The organism is Nitratireductor aquibiodomus NL21 = JCM 21793, assembly GCF_000615975.1.
Classification (GTDB): domain Bacteria; phylum Pseudomonadota; class Alphaproteobacteria; order Rhizobiales; family Rhizobiaceae; genus Nitratireductor; species Nitratireductor aquibiodomus.
On the sequence record NZ_BAMP01000001.1, the window covers coordinates 61,601 to 81,018 of the forward strand.

The window sequence follows — 19,418 nt, forward strand, 5'->3', positions numbered from 1 at the left end:
GCGGTCAGCCTCCTTTGACGGACCCGGCCAGAAGGCCGCGGACCAGGTAACGTTGCATTGCGAAGAAAACGAGAATGGGTACCACGATGGCCACGAAGGCCGAGGCGGTGAGGATTTCCCAGTTGCCACCGCGCGAGCCGAGCAGTTCGCGCAGGCGACCTGTGAGCACAAGCTGTTCCTCATTGTTGCCAAGGAAAACCGTGGCAACGAGCAGGTCGTTCCACACCCAGAGAAACTGGAAGATGGCGAAGGAGGCGAGTGCGGGGAAGGACAGGGGCAGGATGATCTTGCGAAAGATTTCGAAATCCGAGGCGCCATCGACGCGCGCGCTCTCGATGATTTCGCGCGGCAGGCCGGCCATGTAGTTGCGCAGGAGATAGATGGCGAGCGGCAGGCCGAAGCCGGTATGCGCGAGCCAGATGCCGATGAATGACTTGCCGATGCCGACCGTGTTGTAGAGGCGCAGGAGCGGGATGAGCGACATCTGAAGCGGCACGACAAGCAGGCCGACAATCGCGGCAAGCAGAAGCGCGCGGCCGGGGAATTCCATCCAGGCCAGGGCATATGCCGCATAGGCGGCTATCAGAATCGGGATGACGGTGGCTGGAATGGTCACGGTCATGGTGTTGATGAAGCTCTTGCCGAGTCCTTCGGAGAACAGGACGTTCTCGTAATTTGCGGTGGTGAATTTCGGTGGCTCGACGGAGCTTACGAAAATACGCTGGCCGCGGCCGGGTTCGGGCTCTCCGGCATAGGCAATCGTGTAGTCGCCATTGGCCTCGACGGTGAGTGTGGCGTCACCGCGCAGCTCGGCTTCCTCGCCGACTGCGAAGGCCGACGGGTCGCGTGAAGAAATGCCAAAGCCAGTGACCTCTCCGCTGCCGCCCTCGAACACATTGCCGGTCAGCACATAGCGGCCGCCTTCCAGCGTGGCATTCTCCGGCGGTGCCGCGCGTGCGACCAGGTTGCGCTCGGATGAGGTCAGTGCCGTCCACCAGCCGCTGACGGCGAGTTGATCCTTGTCGCGCAGCGAAGAGACGAGAATGCCGAAGGTCGGCAGTGTCCAAAGGGCCACAAGCAGAATGACGGAAATGTTGACGACCCATGCAAGCGCGGGCCGGGAACCGACGGGCGTGCTCATTTCATGTCCTTCCGTGCTTCGCGGATGTTCCACACCATGATGGGGGTGACCATGGCCATGATGACCAGCGCGATGGTGGATGCGCGGCCGAAGTCCAACCCGCGGAACATCCAGTCGAACATGTAGTTGGCGAGCACCTGGCTGCCCCACTGGCCGTTGGTCATGGCCAGCACGATGTCGAACACCTTGAGAACCAGAATGGTGATCGTGGTCCAGACAACGGCGATGGTGCCCCAGATTTGCGGTACCTTGATCTTGTAGAAGATCTGAAAGGGAGAAGCGCCGTCGATGATGGCGGCTTCGATTGTTTCCTCCGGAATGCCGCGGAGGGCGGCGGAAAGAATGACCATGGCAAAACCGGTCTGGATCCAGATCAGGATGACCATCAGGAAGAAATTGTTCCAGAAGGGGATGGTGATCCACGCCTGCGGCTCTGCCCCGAAGAAAGTAACGATGGCGTTGAGGATGCCGATCTGATCGGAGCCTTCGGCGCGGTAATCATAGATGAACTTCCAGATCACGCTCGCGCCGACGAACGAGATCGCCATGGGCATGAAGATGAGGCTTTTGGCAACATTGCCCCAGCCGATGCGGTCGGTCAGGGCTGCTGCGATGAGGCCGAAGAAGGTGGCGGCGGCGGGCACGACGATGAGCCAGAGAATGTTGTTGCGCATGCTCTCGCGGAAGGCCGCATCCTTGGCGAGCCAGGCGTAATTGGCCCCGCCGACCCAGGTCTCGCCGCTCGGTCCGTGGAAGGACAGGACGATCGAATTGATAACCGGATAGACCAGATAGATGCCGAGAATGACAACCGCGGGCCCAAGGAACAGCCACGGCCGGATGCCGTTGGCCGCGTTGATGTTTTCGGCCACCCGGCTGCCGCGGGGCGGGTAGATTACGTCGAGCAGCCGGTTGGAACCCCAGAAATAGCCGAAACACGCCGCCACGCCGAGCACCATGACCAGCATCGCCTGGACAAGCTTGATATCGGGGAGGACCGTGTTGAGCGCGGCAAAGACGGCGACGGCACACAGCACCGCGAAGACGATGCCAGCCACCATGATGACGAGCGCAATCGCCAGATTCAGAAGGAAACCACCGGGGCCGGGAGAGCCGGCGGGCGAGGCTGTTTCGGTCGAGGAAATTGCCATGACTGCCTCCTGGGGCGCATGCGCAGAAGTTGGCCGTTTCCCGCCGTCTACGGTTCGGGCGGCGGGCTCGTCAGATGTTTGCGCCTATTTGATGGCGTCCCACTCCTTCTGGATGTCGCCGGCGACATCCCCGGCGGACTTGCCGCCGACATAGTCGATCATCCCGGTCCAGAACGCGCCGGCGCCGATCTTGCCGGGCATAAGGTCCGAGCCGTCGAAACGGAAGGTGGTCGCACTGGTCAGGATTTCACCCTGTTTGCGAAGGGCATCATTGGCGTAGGCCTCGGGGTTCACACCCTTGTGCGGGGTCAGGAAACCGGCCTGCGCCATCCATATTTCATGCGCGATGGGGGTTTTCAGGAACTCGATGAAGGCGCGCGCCACTTCCGATTCCTTCGTGATGGCAAACACCGTGCCCGCACCGAGCACCGGTTTGCCCAGGTCTCTGTCTGCATAGGCCGGCAGGTAGAAGAAGTCGGCATCGCGGCCAAGCTGTGTCCCTTCCGGGAAGAAGGATGGGATGAAAGATGCCTGCCGATGCATGTAGCATTTGGGCGGTACGGCAAAGAGCCCCTTGGGGCTGTCGCGGAAGTCGGTGGAGGCCACGGCGCCCGCGCCGCCATCCACATAGTCGTCGTTGCGGGCAAACGCTCCGAATTCCTCGATTGCAGCAACGATCCGTTCATCGTTGAACGGGATTTCATTGGTCACCCACTGGTCGTAGACCTCGGGCGACTGTGTGCGCAGCATCATGTCCTCCACCCAGTCGGTGGCAGGCCAGCCGGTCGCGCCGCCGGAGCCAAGGCCGATGCACCAGGGCGTCTCGCCGTCGGCGACGATCTGCTCGGAGAGGGCTTTCAGCTCTTCCATGGTCTGCGGCACTTGATAGCCGGCATCCTCGAAATTCTCCGGGACGTACCAGGCGAGCGACTTCACATCTGCCTTATAGGGAAAAGCGAAGAAAGCTCTGGTCCCGTCCTGGTTTTCATACGTGCCAAGATCCACCCAGGATTGACCGGCTGCATAATTGTCCTTCATCCATCAGCGGTATCGCTGCCGAGCGGCACGAGCAGGCCTTTGGAGGCAAGGTCGGCGGCGAGGCCCGGTTGCGGAAAGACGGCGACATTCGGCGCACTGCCGGCCTGCGTGTCGATGACGATCTGTTGCTCGAAGGAATCGGAGCCCGAATAGTTGACCTTCGCGCCCGTGGCCTCCTCGAAATAGGCGGTGACGGATTCGATCAGATCCTTGTCGGCGCTGAGCCAGGGGCCGAACAGGCTCATCTCCTGACCGGAGAGGTCGTTTGCGGCCTTGAAATCCTCAAAACTCTGCCAGTTGAAGCGGGCATCCTCGCCCGGAGCGAACTTTAGGTCGGCGGCCTGGGCTGCCGTGACGGCGGCGGTGGTGCCGGCCAGCGCCAGGGCAAGCGCGCCGATTAGCATGGACGTCTTCATGGTTCCTCCACTTGCGGCGCAAGGCCGCTCCTCCTCGGGTCTCTGCATGTCCGGCGCAATGACAACGATTTAAACAAAATTCAAAGCGCTTTGGATATGTGCAGCATCAATCTGTGACGCTCGCGAGTCAAGAGGACAAGGAATCTGTCGACGAAATTTCGGAAAAATACCGATTTAATGGAAGTTGCTCTGGAAATTATTGTTCCTGGAGAGAGAAGGGCTTGATCTGCCTGAAAGGCTATGACACCAATTTTTTAAAGCGCTTTGAAAAAGGAAATGTGTTGTCTGCCCGTAAAGCGATCAATCTGAAGATGCTCTCGGAAGCTCTAGGACTGTCCCAGACGACCGTCTCTCGGGCGCTCAATGGCTTTCCGGAGGTGGCCGAGAAAACACGCGCCCGGGTGATCGAGGCGGCGGAGCGGCTGAACTATCGCCCGAGCCCCAGCGCGGCGAGCCTGGCCACAGGCAAGTCGCGCATGATCGGCCATGTGGTAAGTCTATCCGAACATATCATGATCAACCGCATTTCGCCGACTTCATCGCCGGCGCGGGCGAGGTCTATGGCGAGAACGGTTACGACATTCTGCTGCGGCTTGCCTCACTTGAGGAGCAGGAGGGCGTCTATCGCGATCTGGTGGATGATCAGCGTGTGGACGGCGTGGTGGTCCATGGCCCGCTCACCGGTGACAGCCGCATCGGCCTTCTCAATGCCCTAGGGCTTCCGTTCGTCGTGCATGGGCGCAGCGATGAGGAGGGAGCGGACTATTGCTGGATGGACGTCAACAACCGCCGCGCCTTTCATCGCGCCACGAAGTTCCTGCTCGATCTGGGCCATCAGCGCGTTGCGCTTGTCAACGGCCTTGAAACGATGAACTTCGCAGACCGGCGCCGGCAGGGCTATGAGGTGGCGCTGGAGGAGGCGGGCATCGTTCTTGACGAGCAACTACTGCACAGTGCCGACATGGTTGAACCCTATGGCTATCACGCCACACGCGCACTGATGGATCTCGCAGAACCGCCGACAGCCATCGTCGTGGCAAGCGTCCTGCCCGCCATGGGCGTGACGCGGGCGCTGGCCGATCTGGGCCTGCGTGCAGGCGAAGACGTGTCGATCATCGCCTTCGATGACTGCCTCTCCTTCCTGCAGTCCGGCTATAAGGGCAGGACGCCTGACATTCCATATTTCACGGCGGTTCGGTCCTCCATCCGCGACGCGGGCAAGCGCGTGGCCCAGATGCTGCTTGAGCGCATCGAGAATCCTGCGGGACCGTTGCAGAGCGAATTATGGGAAGCCGATTTTGTAATCGGCCAGACCACCGCACCGCCGCGTCGGCGCTGATAGCGAGCAAAACATCTACGATTGAACCCGGGAGACCCTCATGTCCGCCACCGACACGGAAACCATGGAGCTTGACTTCTCCCGCGCGGATTTCCCGGACGATTTCGTCTTCGGAACGGCGACCTCGAGCTACCAGGTCGAGGGTAGCCGGTTTGGTGGCTGTGGCACATCGCATTGGGATACCTTCGCCGCCACCCCCGGCAATACGGTTCGTGGCGAGGACGGGGCGACAGCCTGCGCCCATTACCATCGCTGGGAAAGCGATCTGGACCTGGTGCGGGATGCCGGGTTTGACTGCTATCGTTTCTCGACATCCTGGTCGCGTATCCTGCCGGAAGGGCGCGGTGTGCCCAATGCCGGAGGGCTCGATTTCTACGACCGCCTCGTTGACGGCATGCTGGCACGGGGGCTGAAGCCTTTCGCCACGCTCTACCATTGGGATCTGCCGGCGCCGCTTGCCGATCTTGGTGGCTGGCGCAACCGCGACATTGCAGGCTGGTTTGCCGATTATGCCGAAGTGGTGATGAAGCGCATCGGCGACCGGGTGGCGACGGCGGCCACCGTCAACGAACCGTGGTGCGTGGCCTGGCTCAGCCATTTCATGGGCGAGCATGCGCCGGGCGTGCGCGACATTCGCGCCGCCGCACACGCCATGCATCATGTGCTTCTTGCACATGGGCGGGCGACGCAGGCCATGCGGGCGCTGGGCATGGGCAATCTCGGCCTTGTCACCAATTTCGAGTATGCGGCACCTGCCGATGACAGCGAAGCGGCGAAAAGGGCCGCCCGCCTCTATGATGGAATCTACAATCGCTGGTTCCTGGGCGGAGTGTTCGACGGGGCCTATCCGGAGGACGTGCTGGTGGGGCTTGGCCCCCACATGCCGGAAGGCTTCGAGAACGATTTCGACATCATCGGTACGCCGGTCGACTGGCTCGGTATCAATTATTATACGCGCAAGCTGATCGCGCCGGACGGCTCAGGCCAGTTCCCGGAGCTGAGGGAAATCGAGGGGCCGCTGCCCAAGACGCAGATGAACTGGGAAATCTATCCTGAAGGTCTGCACCATTTCATCACCTGGGTGCATGATACCTACACCAAGGGTCTGCCGATCTATGTGACGGAAAACGGCATGGCCTCGCCCGATCAGGTGCTGAACGGAAAAGTGGCGGACCCCTCCCGCATCGATTTCCTGAATCGACATCTCGGCGCGGTGCGGCGCGCGATGGCCGGGGGCGCTCCCGTGAAGGCTATATCGTCTGGTCGCTTCTCGACAATTACGAGTGGGCGCTTGGCTATGAGAAACGCTTCGGTCTCGTGCATGTCGATTTTGAAACGCTGGAGCGCACGCCCAAGGCATCGTGGCATGCGCTCGGGCGTGCGCTGAGACGCTAGGGTCAGGACCCATTAATATGGCCGCAATGGCGATCGATAGACCAAGAGATGCAAGGAGAAGCCCGCAGAGCGGGGTCCTCCCCCCGGTCAAGGGTTTGACGTGGCAGGTCGCCGGTGTATCGAGCGTCCTTCGGATCGGCCTGATTTGCACGGCCTACTTTGTCGCAAGACCTTGAAAGACATGAAGTCTTCCTGTGGTCTTGCTTCGCGTATCCGCACAAATCAGGCCGACCATTGCGGCCATATTAATGGGTCCTGACCCTAGGTTCTGACCCTAAGGCCTGCTCAGACCGAACGGGTAGCGCCGCCGTCGATCCGAACCTTTGTTCCGGTGACATAGGAGGCGCGCTCGGAGGCAAGGAAAACGGCCATGTTGGCGAATTCCTCCGGATCGCCGTAGCGCCCCATCGGAATGGTCTTTGCTGCTGCCGCGGAAACCTCTTCCACCGGCTTTCCGGAGCGGCTTGCCGCGGCGGTGTCGAGTTCGACGACGCGCTGTGTGTGGATGCGCCCGGGCATCAGGATGTTGACCGTCACGCCATCGCGGGCGACTTCCGTGGCCAGTGTCTTCGACCAGCCGACGATTGCCGAGCGGATGCCGTTAGACAGCGCCAGAACCGGAATCGGCTGTTCCACGCCAGACGAGGTAACCGTCAGAATGCGGCCCCATTTGCGCTCGCGCATGGCTGGAAGGATGCGCCCGGTCAGGTGAAAGATGTTGGCGGCCATTGTCTCGAAATTCGCGATCCAGTCGCCGCGTCTGGCATCGACGGCGGTGGAAGGGGGCGGGCCGCCGGTGTTGTTCACAAGAATGTCGACGCCTCCATCGGCCAGCAGCCTGTCAGCGAGATCGTCTATCGCGGCGTGATCGGAAAGATCGAGCTCATGAGCCTCGACCGAACCCGCGCCTGCCGGCAGGTCCCTGGCCCAGGCCTCGATCTTGTCCCTGCTGCGTGCAGCTGCGACCACGGTCGCGCCTTCCTTCGCCAGCCCCTGGGCGATGGCGGCGCCGAGGCCGCGGCTTGCGCCGAGCACCAGGGCGCGCTTGTTCTTCAGTCCTAGATCCATCGGCAAATTCCCGGATTGATGCACCGCCGGCCGCATTGCTGTGGTCCGGCCATGGCGCTGGATGGTGGGTTTTCTCACCCTGGGTGAGGTGGCGCGATTGGGCACGATTCAGAACAGGATTGCAAGTCTCGAGGGGACGCTGTACAGCGATCCGCCGCCCTGCGCTGTGCCTTCAAATCTTGGTAACGGACAGTCTCCGAATGTTATGTCTACTGCCGAAACTAAACCGCAATTAATGCGTTGAAAGCGCGTGGTTTGTGCCGCGGCTTCACCCTAAGTTTTCTTGCATACGAGTTCCATATATGGACCGACGATCCTTCCTTGTTTCCTGCCTGTCAGCATCGCTGTTGGGTACGTCCAGCCTCACGGCCCTTGCAACCCATGCGCGCGCTGAAGGCGTTGCCGCGCAAGGTGTTGATGTGAAGGAAGAGGCGCAGCCTTTTTCCTTCGAGGCGCTTACGGAGGCGATGAAAAACAAGGCTTCCGAACCCTTCGCCAAAGCCGAATTCAAGCTCCCCGAGCAGATTGCCGGGCTGACCTACGACCAGCACCGGGCGATTCGTTTCCGGCCCGACCACGCATTGTGGCAGGGTGAGGCCCCGTTCGAACTGCAGGCCTTTCACATGGGCTGGCTGTTCAAGGAGCCGGTGCGCCTTTACGCGGTGGAGGGCGAGGCTGCCACGCCGATCCTCTTCACCGGTCGCGATTTCGAGTATCGCAAGCCGCTTGACCCCTCGCGGTTCGAAGATCTGGTCATGGAGGGCGAGGCGGGCTTTCGTCTGCATTATCCGCTCAATGCACCCGATGTGATGGATGAGCTGGTGTCCTTCCTCGGCGCGAGCTACTTCCGTGCGCTCGGCCGGGACACACTCTACGGATTATCGGCACGCGGGCTGGCCATCGGCACCGCGACAACCAGCGGGGAAGAGTTTCCGCGCTTCACCGACTTCTATATCGAGAAGCCTAACCGGCGCAGCAAGGAAGTGACCGTCTATGCCGCGCTCGACAGCGAGAGTGTGACGGGTGCCTATCGCTTTGTGATTGCGCCTGGCCGCAACACGGTCATGACCGTGACGGCCCACCTCTTCGCCAGAAAGGCCATCGGGCGGCTCGGTGTCGCGCCGATGACATCCATGTTCCTTTTCGCCGAAAACAATGACAGCGCATTTGATGATTACCGTGGCCAGGTTCACGACAGCGACGGGCTGAAGATCGTCCGTAAGGATGGTGACGAGCTGTGGCGCAATCTGAACAATCCGTCCGAGCTTGCCACGTCGTTCTTTTCCGAAGACAGCCCGCAGGCATTCGGCCTCTACCAGCGCGACCGCGATTTTGCGCACTTCCAGGATGCGGGCGCTCATTATGAGCGCCGGCCGTCGCTCCTCGTGGAGCCGCTTGAAGCCTGGGGACGCGGCAACATCACGCTTGTCGAGATACCGACCGATCTTGAGGTCAACGATAACATCGTCGCGTTCTGGGTTCCTGAAAAGGATGTTGAAGCGGGAGATGCGCTTGAGTTCAACTATCGCCTGACCTGGGGTGCCATCGATGAGCCGACCAACCGGTTTGCCCGGGTCATGGCGCTTCGCAGTGGCGAGGGCGGTGTCTCCGGTGTCAAGAACGAGGAGGGGTTGCGCAAGTTCGTCGTCGATTTCGATGGCGAGGTTCTGCGGAACCTTCCGGGCGATTCAAACATTGAAGCAGTTGTGAATGTCAGCCGTGGCGAGATTGCGCATTCGGCGGTTTCCCGCATCGACAGCAATGGCATGTGGCGTCTCGTGATCGACCTCAAACCGAGCGGTGCGGGACCTGTTGAAATGAGCGGTCACCTCAAGCTCGATGACAAACGCCTTTCTGAAATCTGGAGTTATCAGTGGAGAGATGCAGATGACGCACGTTCGTGAGACGGATAGCCAGCCGATGACGTATGGCCGTCACGCTCTGCCGGTTGCGCCCATGGCGATGCCCGAGCAGGTGCTGGAACGCCGGCGTGCGCGCCCCGCGCTGTTCTCCGTGCTGCTCAAGCGACTGGCCTGGAAGTGAAATTACGGGCCCGATTGAGAGACGGGAATGGTGGTCGGTGAACCCATGAGAGTGTGATGGTCAGTGTAAGACGCGTATTGTCGATCCTTTTCTGCCTGCTTATGGCAGGGCTCGTCGCCTCGCTTGCCGTCGGCTATTTTTCAGCCGATGGCATTCAATGGATCGACGCCGTCCGCATCGTGCTGCTGGCCGCCAGCACAGCCTGGCTCGCATGGGGCGCGGCGTATGCGTTCAACGGGCTCTTAAGCTCGCCCTTCAGGGAGAGAAAGCAGTCATTCGAACTGACGCCGACCAGCGCACGAACGGCGGTGCTCGTCCCTGTCTACAACGAAGATCCGGTCAAAACGTTTTCGCATGTGGCCGCGATGATCGGCAGCCTTCACACGCTTGGCGTTGCCGGCCGCTTCGATTTTGCGATCCTGTCTGACACGCGTGACGAGCGCGTTGCGGCGGAGGAAGAGCGCTGGTTCGAGCGCCTGCAGGCGGAATGCGGCGCACACACGGCCATCTATTACCGGCGGCGGGAGCAGAACACGGGCAAGAAAGCCGGCAATGTTGCTGATTTCATTCGGACATCTGGCGCGATGTATGAATACATGATCGTGCTCGATGCCGACAGTCTGATGGAAGGCGCGACGATGGCCGAGATGGTGCGGCGCATGGAGGCGGAACCCAGGCTCGGTCTCCTGCAGACCCTGCCGAAAATCGTCCATGCGCGTTCTTTCTTCGGCCGGGCGATGCAGTTTTCCACCAGCTATTACTCCCCGGTTTATACGCGTGGCCTGGCCGCGCTGCAGGGAGAGTCCGGGCCGTTCTGGGGGCACAATGCGATTGTCCGTACACGTGCTTTCGCCCAGAGCTGTGGCCTTCCCGAGCTCTCCGGTGCACCGCCATTTGGCGGGCATATACTGAGCCACGACTATGTCGAAGCAGCGCTTTTGACCCGCAATGGCTGGATTGTGCGGGTCGATCCCGATCTGGCTGGCTCCTATGAAGAGGGACCGGATAATGTTGTCGACTTCGCCAAGCGCGACCGTCGGTGGTGCCAGGGTAATCTTCAACATGGCCGCGTGATGGTGGCTCCGGGCCTCAAGCCCTGGAGCCGGTTCGTGTTTGTCCAGAACATAATGGCTTATGTGACCTCACCGCTCTGGGCGCTGTTCATCATTGCCTCGATCGCCGCACCGCTGCTGAAGGGCGTTCCGGACTATTTCCCCGAGCCGGGGCTTTTTCCCGTGTTTCCACGCGTTGAGCAGGGGCTGGCGCTGACGCTGCTCGTCGGCGTTTTTGGCCTGTTGATCGGCCCCAAGCTTCTGATTGTTCTGCGTGGCGCACTGAGTGGCGTTAACGATGCGTTCGGCGGCACCGGTCGCGCTCTTCTCAATACGCTGACGGAGATTCTGTCCACCAGCCTGCTCGCGCCGATCATGCTCATGTATCAGTGCCGGGCGGTGATGGAGGTGTTTCTCGGGATGGATGGCGGCTGGCCCGCCACCGACCGGGAAGCCGGCTCTGTCAGCCTTTCAGAAGCGTGGTCTGCGAGCTGGTGGATCAGCGCCACTGGACTGGTGACGCTGGGGCTGGCCTTCCAGTTTGCTCCGGAATATGTCGGCTGGCTGCTTCTGGTGGCAGGGCCGCAGGTCTTCGCGCCTCTCCTGATCCAAGTCAGTTCGCGGAGCGCGCTCGACGCTGCGGCGGCCGGGCTTTTCCAGACGGCGGATGACCGCGACCCTTCACCGGTGGTCCTTCGTCAGGAAGTCATACTTTCCCGTTGGCGCGGCGCCGCACAGACTGCGCCCGTAAGCCAGCCGGTGGCGGAACCGGCGCTCAAGCCCGCTGACGCGGAACAGTGAGGCTGCCTCATGAACGCCCCCTTCATTCCTTCAAGCGTTGGCCGTGATCAGCGCCTGGACGTGTTCCGTGGTCTGGCGCTGATCACGATCTTCATCAACCACGTGCCCGGCAATCTCTATGAGAACCTGACGTCGCGCAATTTTGGCTTTTCCGACGCGGCCGAGGCTTTCGTGCTCATGTCTGGCATCGCCGTTGGGCTTGCCTATTCGCGCGGGTTTCGCGGAGGAGCCTTTTTCTCCTCATGCATGAAGGTCTGGAGGCGTGCCGGCCTGCTCTATGTGACGCACATCGTTACGTCGTTCATGGCCATTGCCCTTGTCGCCGGCGGGGCGCTCTATCTCGGTGTCTTCGAGATGCTCAGCCGGATCAATTTCGGGCCGCTTCTGACGAAGCCACTGCAGACCATGGTCGGCGTGCCGCTGCTTGGCCATCAACTTGGCTATTTCAACATTCTGCCGCTTTACGCCATGCTTCTGCTGATCTCGCCGCTCTACATCATGATCGGCCTGCGCAGTCCGCGGGCGCTGATCGGCGTGGCCGTTGGTGTCTGGCTTCTTGCGGGTGCTTTCCGCCTGAACCTGCCGAATTATCCGAACCCGGGTGGCTGGTTCTTCAACCCGATAGCCTGGCAGCTTATCTTTGCTGTCGGCATCGCCGGCGGGCTTTGCATGCTGGAGGGGAGAAAGCTCGTTCCCTATCGTGCCTGGCTGTTCTGGCTGTGCACTGCCTTCCTCGCATTCTCCTGTGTCTGGGTTTCGATCAGGGCAGGAGCGCTGCCGGGACGCAGGATGCTGCCGTTCTTCATTGCCGGGTTCGACAAGACTTTCCTGTCGCTGCCGCGCCTTCTGCATGCGCTGGCTCTCGCCTATGTTTTGACCAATGTCGCCTGGGTGGTGCGCGCTTTTCAATGGCCTGTGTTCCGCCCGGTCGAACTGATGGGCAGGAACGGTCTCGCTGTCTTTGCGACTGGTTCGGTTCTGGCGATCGCGCTGCAGATCCTGCGTTTGCGCCATGAAACCAGTTTCGCTTCTGATGCAGTCCTCCTGAGTGCCGGTATCGCCATTCAGTATGCCGTTGCCCGCTTCCTTTCCTGGCAGAAGTCAGGGAAGAAGGACGCACCTCGCGCGGCAGAACGCAGGTTCATGCCAGGTCCGGCGGAGAAAGAGCGCCTCAGCGAGAGCGTTTGACAGTCTGCCGGACGCATTGTTTTGCCCGGCATATAAACCCACGGACATGTGTTCCTGATCTGAACCGTGGTTGTTTTTGGTCCGTCGGTTCTGGCCGTATGCCGACTTGTGTTCCTTCTTTGCGCGGGTAGTGAAGCCGCGGAAACCTGGTGGGTCTTTCCCGGACACCCTTGACAGGGCGCGCAAGTCATCCATTATGAAAGCGCTTTCACTTTGAGGAGAGGGGGGACGTTGAATCAGCTCTGGGTTACGCTTGCGCCGCACCTGCCTTCATGCTCGAGGGGTTTCTGCTCACCGTGTTCGCCTGTACGCTGGCGATTATCGGGGCGGTGATCATCGGGGCATTGATGGCGTCGCTTCGCACGTCCGGAAACCGGATCGTGCGCGGGGTTGCGTTCGCCTATAGCGATGTGTTCCGCAACACGCCGTTCATCGTTCAGCTCTTTTTCTTCTTCTACGGCCTGCCGGAAATTGGCATCTATATCGGCGCGTTCGAGACCGGCGTGATCGCCCTGTCGATCATCGGTGGCGCGTTTGTTTCCGATGTCATCCGCTCGGGCATTCTGGCGGTGGATCAGGGCGTGATCGAGGCGGCGAAGGTGAGTGGCCTCAGCCGCTGGACCATTTTTACCAAAATCGTTCTGCCGATTGCGCTGCGCACCTCCGTGCGCCCGATGGGCTCAGTGCTGATCAACATGGTTCTGACCTCCTCGATCCTGTCGACCATCACGATCAATGAACTGACGGGCACCGCCAAGATCGTGGCTTCGACCACCTTCAAGCCCTTCGAGGTCTATCTGGTGCTGCTCGTTCTCTACGCCTCGCTCACCTATGCGCTGTCGCTTCTGATCAACACGGTTCACAGGCGGCTCAACCGGGCGATGGATACGGGAGGTGCGGCATGAGGTATGCGGACTTCACGCCCTACGATCTGGTGCTGCTTGCGCAGGGGCTGGGCGTCACGGTGGGGCTCTTCACGCTCACCACGCTTGTCGGGCTTCTGATTGCGGCGCTCTTCACCCTGGTCGACTATTACCGCGTGCCGGTGCTGCGGCAGGTGATCGTCACGATCAGCGAAGCACTCAAGAACTCGCCGGTTCTGGTTCAGCTCTTTCTGGTCTTCTTCGGGCTGCCGGCCTTCTTTCACATCAACATGACGCCATTCGTGGCGGCATCGCTCACCATCAGCCTGAACACGGCGGCGTTCGCCTTCGTGATCTTCCGCTCGGGCATCGATGCGGTAGAGGCGGATCAGGTGGCGGCGGCAAAGGTCTATGGGCATTCGCGCTGGCAGATCCTGCGCTTCGTGCTTCTGCCGCAGGCCGCCGCGTTCTCCATCGGGCCGCTGGTCGGCCTTCTGGTGAACCAGCTTCAGGTCACATCGCTGATCTCGGTCATCGGCGTGTTCGATCTGACCAAGATCGGCAACATTCTCAATCTGCGCACGCTCGAGCCGTTCATCGTGTGGACCGTGGTGGGGCTCCTCTACTACGCGCTGGCAAAGCTTCTGGCGAGTGTGGGCGCGCGCATTGAAAAGCGGCTGCGCAGGTCGGTCGTCTGGGAAGGAATCTGACATGATTGTCATTGAAAACGTCGAAAAGCGCTTTGGCGAAACGACGGTCCTGAAGCGCATAAACCTGACCATCGAGCCGGGCGAGGTGGTGACCATTCTGGGCTCAAGCGGTTCGGGAAAGTCGACGCTGATCCGCTGCATCAACGGGCTGGAGGCCCTCTCTGGCGGGAGTATCACTGTCGATGGCAATGACGTGTCCACCAAGGCGGGGCTCGCGGCGGCGCGCCGTCGTTCGGCGACGGTGTTCCAGCTGTTCAATCTCTACCCGCACATGACGGCGCTGGAGAACATCACGCTGGCGCCGATCAACGTTTTGAAGAAGCCGCGCGCGGAAGCCGAGGCGCGGGCGCGCGAGCTCCTGAAGCTGGTGGGGCTCGCCGATCTTGCATCGGCCTATCCGCAGCGCCTGTCGGGCGGCCAGCGTCAGCGCGTGGGCATCTGCCGTGCTTTGGCGATGGATCCCAACTATCTGCTGCTCGACGAGGTGACGAGCGCGCTCGACCCCGAAATGACGGGCGAGGTGCTCGACATACTGGCCGAGCTTGCGCGCGGCGGCACGACGATGCTGTTCGTGACCCACGAGGTCGAATTTGCGCGGCGCATTTCCAGCCGCATCGTTTTTCTGGAGCAGGGCGAACTCATCATCGACATGCCCACCGAACGTTTCTTTGCGGAGGATGGCGGGTTTGCCGTGCCGCGCATCCGCCAGTTCCTGACCAAGATGAAGAAAGACTGACGCGTGATACTTCTTGCCAATTGCGAGGCCGAAGCCGGATTTTCCGAATCCATTGCCGACCTGAAGAACGGGAAATCCGCCGTGGATGCGCTGGTGCGCGGCATCGGCTTCGTGGAGGCCGATCCGAAGGTGCGCAGCGTCGGCTATGGCGGCTGGCCCAACATGCTGGGCGTGATGGAATGCGACGCCGGCGTGATGGACGGAACGACCCGCGCCGTGGGCACGGTGGCCGCCGTTCCACGCACGCTGCATGTGGCCGCACTCGCCTGCGAGGTGATGCGTCGACTGCCCCATGTGATGCTGACCGGAGAGGGCGCTCGCAGGTTTGCAGATGAAATCGGTTTCACGCCCGACGAAATGCTCTACCCGGACAGCAAGCGCGTCTGGTGGGAAAAGCTCGACGGCCTGATGACCGAGGAACAGAAGGGCGCTTTCCCCGACACGCCGCTGGCGGGGCTTCTGGGCGCGATCACCGACCCCGAGCGGGTGCGCGACACGACCGTGTTTCTGGGGCAGGACCAGACCGGCGGGATCGCGACCGTCACCTCGACCTCGGGCTGGGCGTGGAAATATCCGGGCCGCGTGGGCGACAGCCCGATCCCCGGCGCAGGCTTTTACGCCGACAGCCGCTATGGCGCGGCGGCGTGCACGCATACTGGCGAGATGACCATGCGTTCGGCGACGGCGCACGCAATCGTGCACGGCATGAAATGCGGTCTGTCTCTCGATGACGCGATCCAGAGCGCTGCCGACGATCTGCTCGCGCTCGACACCGGTTTCATCGGCGAAGTGGTGATCCACGCGCTCGACACGCACGGCAATCACCGTGTCGTCAATCTCCATGGCCAGGGCACCGTTGCCTACTGGTTCTGGGAGCCTTCCATGGCCGCTGCGGAAAAGCGGCAATCGCAACCGATTTGATCCAAGAAGGAGGAGTTCAATGAAATCACTTGTGAAGAAAACCATTGTGGCGCTGGCGACCTGTGCCGCGCTCGCCGGACCGGCGGCAGCCGGCATGCTGGATGACATCATCGAGCGCGGCAAGGTGCGCATCGGCGTGTCGCTGGGCGGCGAGCCCATCGGTTTCCGCGACGACAAGAACAACCCCGTCGGCTATGACGTGGACGTGGCCACCCTGCTTGCCGAGAAGATCGGCGTGCCGGTGGAGTTCACCGACGTTTCAGGCGATGCGCGCGTTTCGATGCTGGTTTCCGGTCAGCTCGACATCGTTGTTGCAAACACGTCTGCCACGCTGGCGCGTGCCAAGGCGGTGAGTTTCTCGATCCCCTATAACCGTGCCGGCCTGCGCGTCATTGCGCAGAAGGATGCTGGGATCAACACCCTTGCCGATCTCGACGGCAAGCGCGTCGTCGTGGGGCGTGGCACCACGGGCGAAGCGTTCCTAAAGCGTGAAGTGCCGGGTGCGGAGCTGGTCTACACCGACACGTTCTCGCCGGATGGCGTCCTGCTTCTGCGCCAGAAGCGCGTTGACGCGGGTATTGAGGATTCCTCCATGCTCGACTATCTGGCGGCAAAGGAAGAAGGCCTGGTCACGGTTCCGGGTCTCTATTCCAACGATCCGATCGGCATTGCCGTCGCCAAGGGAGATCCGGACTTCGTGCGCTGGCTCGACATGTTCGTCTCGGACTACATCCAGTCCGGCGCCTATGAGGCGAACTACAAGAAATGGTGGGGCGAAGACGCCAACCCGCCGGAGCTGAACCCGCTCTGGTAAACCCGAATGGCCCGCTGGCGAGCAACCTTGCCGGCGGGCATTCTCGTTATCCGGTGCTGCGCTCGACGAAACGGGTGCGCAGCTCATGCACTTCCGGGTGGTCGCGATAGCCGGCCGGATCCTTCAGAAACATCGAAATGCCATGGATCAGTTCCGCCCTGTCAAAGCCGATCGAGGAGATGTCGAAGGCGTTGAAATTGGCGTTCACCACGGCGTCGAACCCGTAGAGACGATAGTCGCGCGGCGGCAGAAGATCGCGCGCTCTCAGCCCGTCCATCATGCCCATGGCCATGCGTCCGAGGTGCAGAAAATCGCATCGGGAAGGCTGGCGCCGTCTATGCTACGAGCGAGGGCAAGCCCCGACGCGTAGGAATAATCGCCCTGCAGTTCCTGAACGAGATCGAGACCAGCCCCGGCGCAGATGTCGCGATAGGCCTGAATGCGGGCTTGCTCGATGAGCGAGGTCTGACGGCCGGTAACCAGCGCGCCGGTTTTCGCCCCGCGTTCCAGCGCACGCGTCACCGCCTCGCGAATGCCCGCCGCCTCGTCAATCGTGATGTAGGCGGACTTGGCGTCGAAGCGCCCGTTGAGCATCAGCACATTGTCACTGTGGAAGAGCGTGCGCACGCCCTCGGCATCCGCAAAGTCGGAAAAGACGAGCGCTGCATGAACATGAAACGCGGCGCTGTTGCGCAGGAAATCTTCGATCTTCTCGGTGTTGCCGACACGGATGATGACCGCCTGCTTGCCAAGCGCCTGGATCGCTTCGAGCAGCGGGTCGAACAGGTCGAGATCGGAAAGATCGGTGATGTGGTTGACGATGACCGCCACCATGTCGAGCGAATTGGTGGCCAGACCGCGCGCCAGTGGGTTCTGGTTGTAGCCAAGCTCCGCGGCCGCCTTCAGAACACGCTCGCGCTTCTCGCGCGAGACCGGACGGCGCTCCGGCGAGAGCGCACGGGAGACAATCGCCGGCGCCACGCCCGCCCGCTTCGCGACATCGGCAATCGTCGGCCTTTTGCGTCGCGCGGGTTTGTCTTCGGGCATGGATTCTTCCGGTTTTCTTGTAATGTTCTGGCCTTCGCGGCCTTATGCCATCAAACACGAAAGAATTGAAATGATATGTTGTTTTGACATCGGCGGGTCCAAGGCCGTCGTTGCCGACATGGGATCGGACAACAGGCCGGTCATTCGCAGCAGGCAGGCGACGCCCGCGCGCGATTACGACGCTTTCCGCGAAACGGTGAAGGCGATGGCGGGAGAGGGCGATGCACCGGTGGGCATCTCCATCGCGGCGGTGATCGATCCCGTGACCGGGCTTGCGCGCAGCGCGAACATTCCCTGCATCACCGGCCGCAACGTGGCGGAGGATCTGCGCGAAACACTCTCGCGCCCGGTCTATGTCATCAATGATGCGAATGCCTTTGCGCTCGCCGAAGCGCAGACGGGTGCAGGCATCGGGCACCGGCAGGTGCTTGCCGCAATCATCGGTACAGGCATTGGCGGCGCGGTGGTGATCGATGGCCGCGTGATGACGGGTGCGACCGGCAATGCCGGCGAATGGGGCCACGGACCGGCCAGCGCCATGCGCACGGGCACCGTGCTGCCGGCGATTGAATGCGGCTGCGGGCAGGTGGGCTGCGTCGACACGCTGGGCGCCGCGCGTGGCATCGAGCGGCTGCACTGGCACCTGCACGGCATCGAGAGCGACAGCGTGACGATCCTCGCGCAATGGCATGCCGGTGAGGAGCTGGCGACACGCACCGTCGATGTCTTTCTCGACATTGTCGGCGGCGCGCTGGCCAACATCGTCAACATGGTCGATCCGTCCATCATCCCGGTCAGCGGCGGGCTGGCACAGGATGAAGCACTCATTGAAGCGCTTGATGCGGAGGTGCGCCAGCGCTGTCTGATCGAGCGCAGCGAACGGCTGCTTGTCCCGGTTCTGGGCGGGGCGGAAAAGGCGCTGGTGGGCGCTGCAATCTTTGCAAGGGAGGCACATGATGCGGGCAACGCTTGAGGTTTGCGTGGATAGCTTGAAGGCGTGGAGGCCTGCGTTGAGGGCGGGGCGGACAGGATCGAGCTGTGCTCGGCGCTGCCGCTTGGCGGGCTGACGCCATCCCATGGCCTGATGCGAGCGGCGGCAGGATGCGGCGTGCCGGCCTATGCCATGATCCGGCCGCGCCAGGGCGATTTCTGCTTCAGCGAGTGCGAAGTTGCGCTGATGCTGGATGACATCGCGGCGGCGCGCGATGCCAGGCTTGCCGGTGTGGTTCTGGGTGCTACGACCGTAGATGGCGTTCTCGACGAGCGAACGCTTGCGGCGCTGTGCGAAGCGAGTGCGGGCATGGGCCGTACGCTACACCGCGTGATCGACACGGTGGAGGATCGGCTGGCGGCAATCGAGACTGCGGTCGCGCTTGGCTTTGAGAGAATCCTGACCTCCGGCGGCGCCCTGACGGTGCTGGAGGGGAAGGATGCCCTTGCTGCCATGCACACCCATGCGGACGCGCGCATCGAGATCATGGCCGGGTCGGGTGTCTCGACTGAGAATGTCGAAGCGGTCGCGCGCTCAACCGGCATCCGCTCGTTTCATGCCTCCTGCAGTGAAGCAATGGCCACCGATGACAGGCTGGCCCGCTTCGGTTTCACGTCGCCCGTGGAGCGGCGAACGTCGGCGCGGCGTATCTGTGAGATGCAGGCTGTTTTGCAGCGCATTTCCGGACCGAAGGAGACTTGAGC

The 19,418-nt window shown here is 61.7% G+C and carries 16 protein-coding genes and 4 pseudogenes; 14 read left to right on the forward strand and 6 right to left on the reverse strand.

Going from position 1 to position 19,418, the window contains the following annotated elements; genetic code table 11:
* Nucleotides 1–4: 4 nt before the first annotated feature.
* From JCM21793_RS00345 to JCM21793_RS23300, 3 genes and pseudogenes are all read right to left on the reverse strand, one after another.
* Nucleotides 5–1,141, reverse strand: a complete 1,137-nt coding sequence (locus JCM21793_RS00345) for a carbohydrate ABC transporter permease (RefSeq protein ID WP_025029102.1) — start codon at nt 1,139–1,141, stop codon at nt 5–7.
* Nucleotides 1,138–2,292 (reverse strand): carbohydrate ABC transporter permease, encoded by a 1,155-nt coding sequence (locus JCM21793_RS00350; protein ID WP_025029103.1) that lies wholly within the window; start codon nt 2,290–2,292, stop codon nt 1,138–1,140. The genes JCM21793_RS00345 and JCM21793_RS00350 overlap by 4 nt, the downstream gene beginning before the upstream one ends.
* Before the next feature lie 84 nt (nt 2,293–2,376).
* Nucleotides 2,377–3,746: pseudogene (locus tag JCM21793_RS23300) on the reverse strand (ABC transporter substrate-binding protein).
* A 311-nt stretch (nt 3,747–4,057) separates the two neighbouring features.
* Here JCM21793_RS23300 and JCM21793_RS29870 point away from each other — a divergent pair.
* The 3 genes and pseudogenes from JCM21793_RS29870 to JCM21793_RS23310 all read left to right on the forward strand — a co-directional run.
* A pseudogene (locus tag JCM21793_RS29870) lies at nt 4,058–4,135 on the forward strand (hypothetical protein); the annotation flags it as partial.
* Nucleotides 4,136–4,284: 149 nt separating this feature from the next.
* On the forward strand, nt 4,285–5,085 hold the full coding sequence (locus JCM21793_RS23305; protein WP_244439602.1) for a substrate-binding domain-containing protein: 801 nt from the start codon (nt 4,285–4,287) through the stop codon (nt 5,083–5,085).
* 64 nt (nt 5,086–5,149) lie between these two features.
* Nucleotides 5,150–6,480 (forward strand): annotated as a pseudogene (locus JCM21793_RS23310) (GH1 family beta-glucosidase).
* 285 nt (nt 6,481–6,765) lie between these two features.
* Here the strand turns inward: JCM21793_RS23310 and JCM21793_RS00370 are convergent.
* Complete coding sequence (locus JCM21793_RS00370; RefSeq protein WP_025029104.1) at nt 6,766–7,548, reverse strand: SDR family oxidoreductase; 783 nt, start codon at nt 7,546–7,548, stop codon at nt 6,766–6,768.
* 302 nt (nt 7,549–7,850) lie between these two features.
* Here JCM21793_RS00370 and JCM21793_RS00375 point away from each other — a divergent pair, with 302 nt between their 5' ends.
* The 9 genes from JCM21793_RS00375 to JCM21793_RS00415 all read left to right on the forward strand — a co-directional run bounded on the left by JCM21793_RS00375 (nt 7,851) and on the right by JCM21793_RS00415 (nt 16,676).
* The gene (locus JCM21793_RS00375) at nt 7,851–9,452 is read left to right on the forward strand and encodes an OpgD/OpgG family glucan biosynthesis protein (RefSeq protein ID WP_025029105.1); all 1,602 of its coding nucleotides are present in this window, start codon (nt 7,851–7,853) and stop codon (nt 9,450–9,452) included.
* Nucleotides 9,436–9,591, forward strand: coding sequence for a hypothetical protein (locus JCM21793_RS29065; RefSeq protein WP_155983348.1), 156 nt, complete (start codon nt 9,436–9,438; stop codon nt 9,589–9,591). The genes JCM21793_RS00375 and JCM21793_RS29065 overlap by 17 nt, the downstream gene beginning before the upstream one ends.
* A 56-nt stretch (nt 9,592–9,647) precedes the next feature.
* Complete coding sequence (gene mdoH, locus JCM21793_RS00385; protein WP_025029106.1) at nt 9,648–11,444, forward strand: glucans biosynthesis glucosyltransferase MdoH; 1,797 nt, start codon at nt 9,648–9,650, stop codon at nt 11,442–11,444.
* 9 nt (nt 11,445–11,453) lie between these two features.
* A complete protein-coding gene (locus JCM21793_RS00390) occupies nt 11,454–12,632 on the forward strand; it encodes an OpgC family protein (RefSeq protein WP_025029107.1) in 1,179 nt (392 codons plus the stop codon).
* A 272-nt stretch (nt 12,633–12,904) separates the two neighbouring features.
* Nucleotides 12,905–13,537, forward strand: a complete 633-nt coding sequence (locus JCM21793_RS00395; RefSeq protein WP_025029108.1) for an amino acid ABC transporter permease — start codon at nt 12,905–12,907, stop codon at nt 13,535–13,537.
* The gene (locus JCM21793_RS00400; protein ID WP_007008660.1) at nt 13,534–14,205 is read left to right on the forward strand and encodes an amino acid ABC transporter permease; all 672 of its coding nucleotides are present in this window, start codon (nt 13,534–13,536) and stop codon (nt 14,203–14,205) included. The genes JCM21793_RS00395 and JCM21793_RS00400 overlap by 4 nt, the downstream gene beginning before the upstream one ends.
* A gap of 1 nt (nt 14,206) precedes the next feature.
* The gene (locus JCM21793_RS00405) at nt 14,207–14,941 is read left to right on the forward strand and encodes an amino acid ABC transporter ATP-binding protein (protein WP_025029109.1); all 735 of its coding nucleotides are present in this window, start codon (nt 14,207–14,209) and stop codon (nt 14,939–14,941) included.
* 3 nt (nt 14,942–14,944) lie between these two features.
* The gene (locus tag JCM21793_RS00410) at nt 14,945–15,862 is read left to right on the forward strand and encodes an isoaspartyl peptidase/L-asparaginase (RefSeq protein WP_025029110.1); all 918 of its coding nucleotides are present in this window, start codon (nt 14,945–14,947) and stop codon (nt 15,860–15,862) included.
* A gap of 19 nt (nt 15,863–15,881) precedes the next feature.
* Nucleotides 15,882–16,676, forward strand: a complete 795-nt coding sequence (locus JCM21793_RS00415) for a transporter substrate-binding domain-containing protein (RefSeq protein ID WP_025029111.1) — start codon at nt 15,882–15,884, stop codon at nt 16,674–16,676.
* Between the two features lie 46 nt (nt 16,677–16,722).
* On the opposite strand, the gene JCM21793_RS29070 is transcribed toward JCM21793_RS00415, so the two are convergent.
* Nucleotides 16,723–16,962 carry a type 1 periplasmic-binding domain-containing protein gene (locus JCM21793_RS29070; protein ID WP_155983349.1) on the reverse strand — a complete coding sequence of 80 codons (240 nt, stop codon included), beginning with the start codon at nt 16,960–16,962 and terminating at the stop codon, nt 16,723–16,725.
* The gene (locus JCM21793_RS23315) at nt 16,953–17,723 is read right to left on the reverse strand and encodes a LacI family DNA-binding transcriptional regulator (protein WP_155983350.1); all 771 of its coding nucleotides are present in this window, start codon (nt 17,721–17,723) and stop codon (nt 16,953–16,955) included. The genes JCM21793_RS29070 and JCM21793_RS23315 overlap by 10 nt, the downstream gene beginning before the upstream one ends.
* Nucleotides 17,724–17,793: 70 nt before the next feature.
* Here JCM21793_RS23315 and JCM21793_RS00425 point away from each other — a divergent pair, with 70 nt between their 5' ends.
* A complete protein-coding gene (locus JCM21793_RS00425) occupies nt 17,794–18,696 on the forward strand; it encodes an ROK family protein (RefSeq protein WP_025029112.1) in 903 nt (300 codons plus the stop codon).
* Nucleotides 18,677–19,416 (forward strand): annotated as a pseudogene (locus JCM21793_RS23320) (copper homeostasis protein CutC). The gene JCM21793_RS00425 and the pseudogene JCM21793_RS23320 overlap by 20 nt, the downstream one beginning before the upstream one ends.
* The last annotated feature ends 2 nt before the right edge of the window (nt 19,417–19,418 follow it).